Origin of the sequence: Methylorubrum zatmanii (assembly GCF_014845115.1) — a bacterium.
Classification (GTDB): domain Bacteria; phylum Pseudomonadota; class Alphaproteobacteria; order Rhizobiales; family Beijerinckiaceae; genus Methylobacterium; species Methylobacterium zatmanii.
Window position 1 is genome coordinate 1 of the sequence record NZ_NKUI01000296.1, and the last position, 9339, is coordinate 9339.

Annotated in this window: 7 protein-coding genes and 1 pseudogene; 5 read left to right on the plus strand and 3 right to left on the minus strand. The window is 71.8% G+C overall.

Annotated elements, in window-relative coordinates:
* Positions 1–25: 25 nt before the first annotated feature.
* A complete protein-coding gene (locus MZTS_RS23765; protein WP_012454418.1) occupies positions 26–328 on the minus strand; it encodes a metal-sensitive transcriptional regulator in 303 nt (100 codons plus the stop codon).
* 164 nt (positions 329–492) lie between these two features.
* On the opposite strand from MZTS_RS23765, the gene MZTS_RS23770 reads away from it, so the two are divergent.
* Complete coding sequence (locus MZTS_RS23770) at positions 493–825, plus strand: four-helix bundle copper-binding protein (protein WP_009863512.1); 333 nt, start codon at positions 493–495, stop codon at positions 823–825.
* Positions 826–1264: 439 nt separating this feature from the next.
* Here the strand turns inward: MZTS_RS23770 and cueR are convergent, their stop codons facing one another.
* Together cueR and MZTS_RS23780 are read right to left on the minus strand one after the other, a co-directional pair.
* Positions 1265–1708: a Cu(I)-responsive transcriptional regulator gene (cueR, locus tag MZTS_RS23775; protein WP_153874043.1), complete on the minus strand. Its 444-nt coding sequence runs from the start codon at positions 1706–1708 to the stop codon at positions 1265–1267.
* Positions 1709–1839: 131 nt separating this feature from the next.
* The gene (locus MZTS_RS23780) at positions 1840–4356 is read right to left on the minus strand and encodes a heavy metal translocating P-type ATPase (protein WP_192285738.1); all 2517 of its coding nucleotides are present in this window, start codon (positions 4354–4356) and stop codon (positions 1840–1842) included.
* A gap of 201 nt (positions 4357–4557) precedes the next feature.
* Between MZTS_RS23780 and MZTS_RS23785 the strand changes: the two genes are divergently transcribed.
* The 4 genes and pseudogenes from MZTS_RS23785 to MZTS_RS23800 all read left to right on the plus strand — a co-directional run.
* A complete protein-coding gene (locus MZTS_RS23785) occupies positions 4558–4824 on the plus strand; it encodes a heavy-metal-associated domain-containing protein (protein ID WP_009866539.1) in 267 nt (88 codons plus the stop codon).
* Positions 4825–5540: 716 nt separating this feature from the next.
* Positions 5541–6833: a type II restriction endonuclease gene (locus MZTS_RS23790; protein ID WP_183667274.1), complete on the plus strand. Its 1293-nt coding sequence runs from the start codon at positions 5541–5543 to the stop codon at positions 6831–6833.
* Between the two features lie 346 nt (positions 6834–7179).
* Complete coding sequence (locus MZTS_RS23795; RefSeq protein WP_183667273.1) at positions 7180–8637, plus strand: calcium-binding protein; 1458 nt, start codon at positions 7180–7182, stop codon at positions 8635–8637.
* A gap of 105 nt (positions 8638–8742) precedes the next feature.
* Positions 8743–9339: pseudogene (locus MZTS_RS23800) on the plus strand (type I secretion system permease/ATPase); the annotation flags it as partial.

Sequence of the window (9339 nt, forward strand, 5' to 3'; positions counted from 1 at the left end):
CCTCGCGCGAGGCGCCTGGCGGAGGTCAGACGATCCGGGCGATGAGGCTGCCGACCTCATCCGCGAGCCGCTGCCGCTCGGCCTCCGAAAGGTTGCCGGCGAGGGACGATTGCACCAGCGCGTGCATGTGGTCGCGAACCATGTCGGACTGCACGCGCCGGAGCGCCGCAATCACCGCATCGATCTGATGCGCGACGTCGACGCAGTAGCGCCCGGTCTCGATCATCTGCTGCACGCCGCGCACCTGCCCCTCGATGCGGCGGAGCCGCGGAAGCTGCTGCTTGTGGTCGACCGGGACGCCCCCGTGGTCCACTTCGGAACCTGACATGTTGCCGTGCACCTCTGGTGGGGAGGCCGAGCGACGGCCCGCAACCCGGAACCATACCCCAAAAGGGTATGTTGATTCATCGCGAGCCCCCGAGCTCCGCCTGAGCTTGCGGGCCGCTCCTCATAGTAAGGCTTGACCCCACCCCCAACAATGCGAGCCGCCAAATGCATCAGATGAGCCCGGACATGCAGTCCTGCATCGACGAGTGCCTGCGCTGCTATCAGACCTGCCTCGGCATGGCCTCGAACCACTGCCTCCCGGCCGGCGGCAAGCACATCGAGCCCGAGCATTTCCGGCTGATGCTGGCCTGCGCCGAGATCTGCCGGACCTCGGCGCACTTCATGCTGCTCGGCACCGCGCACCACAAGCACACCTGCGCCGAGTGCGCCGACGTCTGCGAGGACTGCGCCCGCAGCTGCGAGCAGGTCGGCGACATGCAAGCCTGCGTCGAGCAGTGCCGCCGCTGCGCCGAGAGCTGCCGGAAGATGGCCGCCTGAACGCGGCGACCTCGCCGGTGCGGCGTTCGCGAGGGGGCCCAAGCCGCGCGCTCGCTGCCCTTCGTGCCGGCGCCGCGTCCGCCCCAGCGTGGCGGTGCCGCAGCCGGCATGGGTCACCCCGATGTCAGGCATGCCCGCCGCCGAGCGCGACGGGGCGAGCGCTGCCCGCCGCGCAGCGTCATCCGCCGTGCCAGCCGGCCCCGCGGCGGCCGGCGCGCGCCGACCGATCCGCTTGGCGCACCTGGCCTGAGAGGTCGAATCCCGTCAGACCTCACGCCGTCCCGACGGGCCCAAGCGGCGGCACCGCGTCTGGCTGCGCTGGCCTGGCGAGCGGCCAACGACAGGCCGATCCCAGGCGTGGTGGGAAGCGAAGGCCGCGTCCCCGGTCGCTCGACCCCGTCGTCCGGCGGCTGCCGGCCTCGCCTGCGCGTCAATGCCGTCAGGCGTGTTCCGCGCGTCGCCGGTTATCGGGACGACCCGCGGGGGACCGGGGCGCGGTGCCGGCGAGGTCATCGAGGATCGGGCAATCCGGACGGTCGTCGCCCGAGCAATGCTCGGCGAGATGGCTGAGGGTCCGGACCATGGCCTGCATCTCGGCGATGCGCGCTTCGAGGTCGCGCACATGCCGCGTTGCCACGGCCTTCACCTCGGAGCTGGCCCGCCGCTTGTCGTGCCAAAGGCCAAGCAGGGCGGCGACCTCGTCCAGGGGAAACCCCAGGCTGCGGGCGCGCCGCACGAAGCGGAGCGCGTGCACGTCCTCGTCACCGTAGAGCCTGTAACCCGCCTCGGAGCGCGCCGCCGGCCGGATCAGGCCGATGCTTTCGTAGTAGCGGATCATCTTGGCCGAGACCCCCGAGGCCTTGGCCGCCTCACCGATGTTCATGGCTTTGCCCTCCGCTGGACGGGTGACCGGGGCCGGGCCTTCGCAACCGCCTCCGGGTCTAGGACGCGGCGCCGCCGCGGTCGAGCCCGCGCCGGCCGGGGCCGTCCCCGACCGTGGCCCCGGGGCGGCGCCTAGGAAGCGGCAGCCTTCGTGGCCTGGAGCATCGGCGCGAACGCCCGCAAGCGGAGAGCGTTCAGGACGACGCTGACGCTGGAGAAGGCCATGGCGAGGCCGGCGAACAGCGGCGACATCAGGATGCCGAAGGCCGGATAGAGTGCACCGGCGGCGACCGGGATCAGCACGGCGTTGTAGGCGAAGGCCCAGAACAGGTTCTGGCGGATGTTGCGGATGGTCGCCCGCGACAGCGCGACGGCGTTCGCGACGTTCCGCAGGTCGCCGGACATCAGCACGACGTCCGCGCTTTCCACCGCGATGTCCGTTCCGGTGCCGATGGCCAACCCCACGTCGGCCTGCGCGAGCGCGGGGGCGTCGTTGATGCCGTCGCCGACGAAGGCCACGGGAACGGTCCCATCCGCCTGAAGCCGGCGCACGACGTCGGCCTTGTCGGTCGGCAGCACCTCCGCCTCGACCGCGTCGATGCCGAGACGGCGCGCGACGGCCTCGGCGGTGCGACGGTTGTCGCCGGTGACCATCACCACCCGCGCATCGAGGCGCCGCAGGGCCGCGATGGCCTCGGGCGTGCTCTCCTTGATCGGGTCGGCGACCGCGACCAGGGCCGCCAGGACACCATCCACGGCAACGTACAGGGGGGTCCGACCGTCGTCGGCCAGCCGCTCGGCCGCGCCGGAAAGGGCGGAGAGGTCGAGGCCGCGCCGCCGCATGAGGCGGTCGGCGCCGGCCTCGACGCGGCGTCCCTCGACCATGGCGCGTGCCCCGAACCCGGGGATCGCCTCGACCCCGACGGCCTCCGCCAGTCGGACCCCGCGCCGCTGCGCGGCCGCGACGATGGCCGCCGCGACGGGATGTTCCGAGCGCGCCTCCATCGAGGCCAGGAGCCGCAGCACGGTGTCCTCGTCGAAGCCAGGCAGGACTGCGATGTCGGTCAGCTCGGGCGTGCCCTTGGTCAGCGTCCCGGTCTTGTCGAGCGCGATCACCCGGGCGTCCCGCAGCGCCTGGAGCGCCTCCCCGCGTCGGAACAGGATGCCGAACTCGGCCGCCTTGCCGGTTCCGACCATGATCGAGGTCGGCGTCGCGAGGCCCATCGCGCAGGGGCAGGCGATGATCAGCACCGCGACCGCGTTGGCGAGCGCGAAGGCCAGGGCGGGAGACGGGCCGAAGGCGAGCCAGATCCCGAGCGTGACGGCCGCGGCGCCGAGCACGGCGGGCACGAACCAAGTCGTCACCCGGTCGACGAGGGCCTGGATCGGCAGCTTCGACCCTTGCGCCGCCTCGACGGTGCGCACGATCTGCGCCAGCAACGTGTCGGACCCGACCTTGGTGGCCCGGAAGCGGAAGCTGCCGGTGCCGTTCACGGTGCCGCCGATGACCTCGTCGCCGGTTGCCTTGCGCGCGGGGACGGGCTCGCCGGTGACCATCGCCTCGTCGACGTAGGAGGCGCCGTCGAGCACGGTACCGTCGACGGGCAGGCGCTCGCCGGGCCGCACGGCGACGACGTCGCCGGGACGGACCCCCTCGACGTCGACCTCCGTCTCGACCCCGTCGCGCACGACCCGGGCCGTCCGCGCCTGGAGCGTCAGCAGGTGCCGGATCGCGTCGCTCGTGCGGCCCCTTGCCCTGGCCTCGAACCATCGTCCCAGCAGGATGAGCGTCACGATCACGGCGCCCGCCTCGAAGTAGGTGTAGGCCGTGCCGGCGGGCAGGAGCCAGGGCGCTAGCGCCGCGACGACCGAGAAGCCGTAGGCCGCGCTGGTCCCGAGCATCACCAGGCTGTTCATATCGGGCGCGCCGCGCAGGAGGGCCGGGATGCCCTTGGCGTAGAAGCGCAAGCCGGGCCCGAACTGGATGAGGCTGGCGAAGACGAGGGACAGGAGCGTGAGCATGCCCTGACCGAGGGTTCTCGTCAGAGCCTCGTGCAGGCTGCCGGAGAGGTGCGCGCTCATCTCGAAGACGAGCAGCGGTGCGGTGGCGAGCGCGGCCAGAAGCACCGAGCGGCGCAAAGCCGCAATCTCCGCCTCGCGCTCCGCCCGTTCGCGGTCGCCGGCCGCCGCGGCGTCGCGCACCGGCTCGGCCTCGTAGCCCGCCGCGGCGACCGCCGCGACGATGCGTTGGGCCATGCCGGCCCCGCCGAGGTGGCGCACCGACGCGCGCTGCGTGGCGAGGTTCACGGTGGCGTCACGAACGCCCGGGACCTGGCCGAGCGCCCGCTCGACACGGCCGACGCAGGACGCGCAGGTCATGCCGGAAACGCGCAGCTCCGTCACGACCTCGACGGGTTCGTAGCCCGCCCCGCGAACCGCGTCGGCGACCGCGATGTCGCTCGCGCCCGCGGCCAGGACGCCGCTGACGCGTCCGGTGGCGAGGTTCACGTTGGCCGCTTGCACCCCCGCCACCGCGCGGACCGCCGTCTCGACGCGCCCTACGCACGAGGCGCAGCTCATTCCCCGGACCGGAAATTCGAACCTCGTCCCGCTCCCCCTGGCTCCTTCGGCAGTCGCTTGTGCGGCCATCCTTGTCTCCCTCGAACGTCGATGGCTCCGGAGATGGGGCTTCCTACAATGGGAAGGTCAAGGGGCCTTCGAGGCGGGCCTTCCGGTGCGGGCGATCTCGTGGTCCCGCAGAGAATCCGTTCGAATGCCAGGGATGGCCCTTGACCTTCCCACCATGGGAACGACCATTTGCGTGGGGATCCCAACCGAGGAGGTTCCCAAATGTGCTGCTGCACGAACAATCTCACCGCTCGCCCGGCTTCCGCTTCCGGTTCGGCGCGGCCCGACGCGGTCGTGCTGCGGGTCGACGGCATGACCTGCGGCCATTGCGTGCGGGCGGTCACCGCCGCCATCGCGCGCGATCTGCCCGGCGCGGTGGCGAGCGTGGACTTGGCCACGAAGACGCTCACGGTCAGCGGGACGACGGACGCGGTCGCCGTCGCCAGGGCGGTCGTGTCGGCCGGCTACACGCCCGTACAGGCCGGGTGAGTCTCATGGCCGAGCGAGACGCGGCCGGTGCCGGAGCCGGGCGCCCCGGCTCCGGGGGCGCCGCGATGGGGCCGGTGACCCCGGCCTCGCCGACCGCGACCTCGCTCGGCGCGCTCCTCACGCTCGGGGCCCCCGCACATTCCGAACCTGGATGCGCATCACCCGATCCGGGACCGCGTGGCCGGGTTCGGGGCCGTCGGACTGACGGCGTCACCCGGCCGGCCCCTCGGCACGGGCCACGGGACCACCCACCTGGGAGACCGCTTCCCGGATCACGGGACGGCAACGGCGTGGTGGCTTCCGGTTCGACGCCTCATCGCTCACGGCGCGCCATCCCGCTTCCTGACGGCCACGCTGGGCTTCGGCGAAAGGTGTCCGCGGCCTGAGGACCGCTCGTCGATCCGGTACGAGCGGCCGATGATGAACCCTCCTGCGCGACCTGGGGCAGGGGGCGTTAGCGGCACGGTCGAGGGATCGGGAGGGGGCCTCCCGATTGCGGGCGGACCTCGTTCACACGCCGTACGTCCTGGCCGAAGGCCGGATCGCGGCTTGGCAGGCCCTTCGGCCGCCTGCCGTGATGGCCGGCGCGCGGACGTTGCGCGGTTGCGACACCCTCCCAGGATCGCACGAGACCGCGCCGAACCAAGCCGGATCTTGTGGTGCCGGATACCCGGCCGGGGCATAAGTCCCCTGCAGCGCGGCCGAGCCTTGGGGCGATGACGAACGTGGACGACGCCTGGGTCGGCAAGCTCATCCGGCACTGGCGCGAGGATGCCGGTGCTTCCTACCGCACTTGGTTCCTCTGGGACGAGCGCATCAAGAACTTCCGGTCGATTCGACGCGGCATCCAGGCGGTCGTCGACGAGGTCAAGGCCGACACCTTCGGCAACGCCTACCGGGGCTCCTCGCTGGAGACGGTGGTCCATTCCATCGCCGAGCAGCGCCAGGTCTTCAAAGGTGCCGACCACGCCTTCCTCTGGAAGCCGAAGCTGCGCATCCCTGACATCTACGAGGATCGCGCCAACCAGGTCGCGTTCGGGCGCTTCCTCGAAACCTGCCTCTGCTGCAACGCCGAGGCGCACGTGGTGTCCGCGATACAAGCGCTTGACCAGGCCCGCATCAAGGGCTTGGGGCCGGCCGCGGCCAACCTGCTCTATTTCCTGCACCCAACCTGGGTTCCGCCGTTCAACACGGCCATCGTGAAGGGCTACAACGCCCTGACGGGCGCCAACGTGAAGCTCGGCAAGTGGGACGAGTATCTCGCCATGCGGCGCGGCATCCTCGACCTCAACAAGACCCATCGCTCGCTGCTGTCGAACGACTTCGGTGCCGTCGCCGGCTTCCTCTTCGACGTGGGATCGGGTCGGTATCCGCTGCCGGAGCGCGACACCTCCGCCGCGCTGGAGCTCTGGCGCGAGAACCTCGAACGCGTGCGGGTGGAGGCGACCGGCGCCGCGTCAAAGGCGGAGCAGGCCGCCCGCGAAGCCGACCACACCCACACCGAGGTTCAGGGTTGGCTGCGCGACCTCGGCCTCGCGCTCGGCTTCGACGTCTGGATCGCCTCGAACGACGGCAACCGGCCCTACGGCGCGGGCCGGCTCTCCGACGGATGCCTGCAACGCCTGCCCGGGCGGCTGGCCGCGACCGCCTCGGCCGAGACCGTCCGCCTCATCGACGTGATCTGGATCGACAAGGCCAGCCAGGACCTGGCCGCAGCCTTCGAGGTCGAGCATACGACGAGCATCTACTCCGGCATCGTCCGCATGCTGGATCTGGCCCTCGGGGCCGAGGGCGGGACCGCCCGGAACTTCTTCCTCGTCGCTCCCGACAATCGGGAGGACGACGTCCGGGCACAGTTCGCCCGGCCAGCCTTCTCGCGGGTGGCCGAGCTGGATCTCCGCTACCTGCCCTACAGCGAGCTGCGCGGTCACCGCGAGAGCATCGCCCGTTTCGGGAGCGGCCTGAAAGGCGTGCTCGCCATCGCGCGTCCCGTCGGCCAGATCCGTTAGCGAGGCCGGCCCTGCCGACGGGCGACGGCCGGCTTCGCGGCAACCGGCGCGGCCGGACGGCGGTCAGGCCCTGCCCTGGCGCCGGACTGCCGACCGGCCCTTACCCGGGCAGGGTACGCTCCCCGGAGCGCGCAGGCACGACCGGGCGCCGCCGCTACCGGTAACGACGCTTACCCAGGCCAACGGCGCGGACACTGCGGCAATGCGTCTCGAATTGCTTGCAGACCGGAAACCACGAGCCCGCAAGCGCGGTTTGGGTCATGTGTACCCCATGGGGGTACAGACCGAAGTGCCCGCCTCCGGCCCGGCACGTCGGCTTCCCTCCATCGGCACAAGGACCCGCCAGATGACGCACAAACCGCAGCATCGGAGCTCCCTCGACGGTGCGCCGGACACCCAGCTGAGCTTCGGCGAGCACCGCTTGTTTATCGGTGGATCGGGCTCGGACATCCAGCCGGGGACGGAACGGCTGGACACCGCCTTCGGGCGCGGCGGCGCCGACTACCTGGCGGGCCGCGGCGAGAACGACGACCTGCTCGGGGGCAACGGTCGCGACGTCCTGGTCGGCAACGGCGGCATGGACCACCTCGACGGCGGCAGGGGGGCCGACGTGCTCGTCGGCGGCGACGCGGCCGACGGCCTCCGGGGAGAGGACGGGCGCGACTACCTCGACGAAGGGGTCGGCCACGGCGACCTTGAGGGCGGGGCCGGCGACGACATCCTGGTGGGCGGGCCCGGCGGCGACGCCTTCGTCATCAGCGCCGACAGCGGCGACGACGTGATCCGGGACTTCCAGGGCGGCCCGGGCATCCTCGACCACTTGGCGGTGCGCGGCCTTAACGCCGAGGACCTGCGTTTCGAGGACACCGACGCGGGCGTGCGGATCAGCTGGGACGTCGCCGAAGGCCGGGGCTCGGTCCTGCTGGAAGGCTTCGATAAGTCGCGACTCGCCCAGGACGACTTCATGTTCACGGACGACCGCCAGGTCATCCGCCCGACCGGCGCCGACGCGGAGACCGTCACCGCCGACAAGTTCATCAAGGACGAGGGCGGCAACCTGTCCGCCCCCGGCACGGGCAGCGAGACGACCGCCGAGGACGCCTTCCGCTTCGACGAGTTCAACGTGAAGGTCGGCACGGCGGGCCGAGATGCCTTCGCGGGTACGGGCGACCGCGACTTCTACTATGGCCAGGATGGCGCCGACCGTCTTTCCGGCGCGGCAGGGGACGATGACCTATCCGGGGATGCCGGGCGCGACGTCCTCGACGGCGGCGCGGGGCAGGACCACCTCATGGGCGGCCGCGGCGCCGATCAGCTCTACGGCGGGGACCAGGCCGACAACCTGATGGGCGAGGACGGCAACGACGTGCTCTACGCCGGGGCCGGCCACGACATGCTGGACGGCGGCCGGGGCGACGACGTGCTGAACGGCGGCGACGGGGCGGACGCCTTCATCGTGGGGCCGGACACCGGCAACGACATCGTTTCGGGCGGCTTCGATGCGGGCCCCGGCGCATTCGACCACATCGCCTTCCGCGACATCACCCCGGACGAGGTGACGGTCGCCGACGTCTCGGGCGGCGTCCTGGTGAGCTGGCAGACGGATCAGGGAGACGGCTCGATCCTCCTCCAGGGCCTGACGAGGAGCCAGATGGCCCAGGACGACTTCATGTGGAACGCCGACGACGCGACGCGGGGCGCCTTCATCAACGACCCGGCGATCACCGGCGACGGCTCCAGGCTGATCTTCCAGGAGACCGCGACGGCCTCCGCCAGCCCGGAGCACGACTACATGCTCGCCTGACCGGGTGCGGCCCCGCGCCCATGCGCGGGGCCGAGCGGCCGGGCGCCTCGTGCCGCCCGGCCGGCACCTGAAGGCCGCCGCGCCCTCGCGCGCGAGCCCCGTCGCATGAGGCAGAACGACATGCAGCCAACCGCGCTCGCGAACAACGCCGCGGCGGCCAAGGATGACGAACCGTCTTCCACGATGGCCGAGGTGCGTCCCGGCATCGGGGGCGCGCTCCTCGGCGTCGGCTTGCTGAGCGCCCTGGTGAATCTCCTCTATCTCACCGGCTCCCTGTTCATGCTGGAGGTGTACGACCGGGTGCTGCCGAGCCGCAGCGTGCCCACGCTGCTCGGGCTCGCCGCCATCGTTCTCGTCCTCTACGGCTTCCAGGGCCTGTTCGACGTGCTGCGCAACCGCCTCCTCGTCCGGATCGGCGCGTCCGTGGACCGGGCGTTCGGGCGCCGGACCTACGACGCCGTGGTGCAGGCCCCGCTCGTCGCCGCGCGTCACGGCGACGGACTGCAGCCGCTGCGCGATCTCGACCAGGTCCGCACCTTCCTGTCGAGCCCGGGGCCGGCCGCCCTGTTCGACCTGCCCTGGATCCCGCTCTACCTGCTGCTCTGCTTCGCCTTCCACCCCTGGATCGGCGCGGCGGTGCTGGGGGGCGCGCTGCTTCTCGTCTCCATCACCCTCGTCACGGATCTCCTGACCCGCCGCCCG